At 71.5% G+C, this 688-nt stretch carries 1 pseudogene; it reads right to left on the bottom strand.

Annotation, left to right across the window (positions count from 1 at the left end):
- Positions 1-608 (bottom strand): annotated as a pseudogene (locus tag KBX53_RS34930) (ATP-dependent helicase); the annotation flags it as partial.
- Positions 609-688 lie beyond the last annotated feature (80 nt).

Genomic DNA, 688 nt, shown 5'->3' with positions numbered 1-688 from the left:
GCCTCGTCGATGATCAGCGTGTCGTACTGGCGCAGCATCCGGTCGGTCTGCAGCTCGGCCAGCAGGATGCCGTCGGTCATCAGCTTCACCAGGCTGCGTTCGCTGACCTGGTCGGTGAAGCGCACCTTGTAGCCGACCACGTCACCCAGCTCGGTGCCCAGCTCGTCGGCGATCCGGTCGGCCACCGTGCGGGCGGCCAACCGCCGGGGCTGGGTGTGCCCGATCAGGCCGTGCACGCCGCGCCCCAGCTCCAGGCAGATCTTGGGGATCTGGGTGGTCTTGCCGGAGCCGGTCTCGCCCGCCACGATCACCACCTGGTGGTCGCGGATGGCCGTGGCGATGTCGTCCTTGCGCTCACTGACCGGCAGACCCGCCGGGTACGTGATCACGGGCACCGCGGCCTGGCGGGCGGCGAGCCGCTGCTCGGCCCGGACCAGGTCGGCGGTGATCTCGGTCAGCGCCGCCTCCCGACGCTGCGGGTCGCGCAGCTTGCGGGCACCGTCCAGCCGCCGCTGGAGTCGGCGCTGGTCGCGGAACATCAGAGGTGTGAGGCGGCGGTGCAGCTCGCGAACGGGATCGGTCGCGACGGAGGCGGTTGGATTCTGCATGTCGTGCCCAAGGATAGGCAGCCCGGCGGCGCACCGCCCCCGGGTTAGCGAGCTGCCCGCTCCTCGACTGCCGAGCACCG

It is taken from the genome of Micromonospora sp. M51 (assembly GCF_018070305.1).
Lineage (GTDB): Bacteria > Actinomycetota > Actinomycetes > Mycobacteriales > Micromonosporaceae > Micromonospora > Micromonospora parva.
Note: the sequence above shows the minus strand (reverse complement) of the source record. Positions and strands in the feature narration are given on the sequence as shown.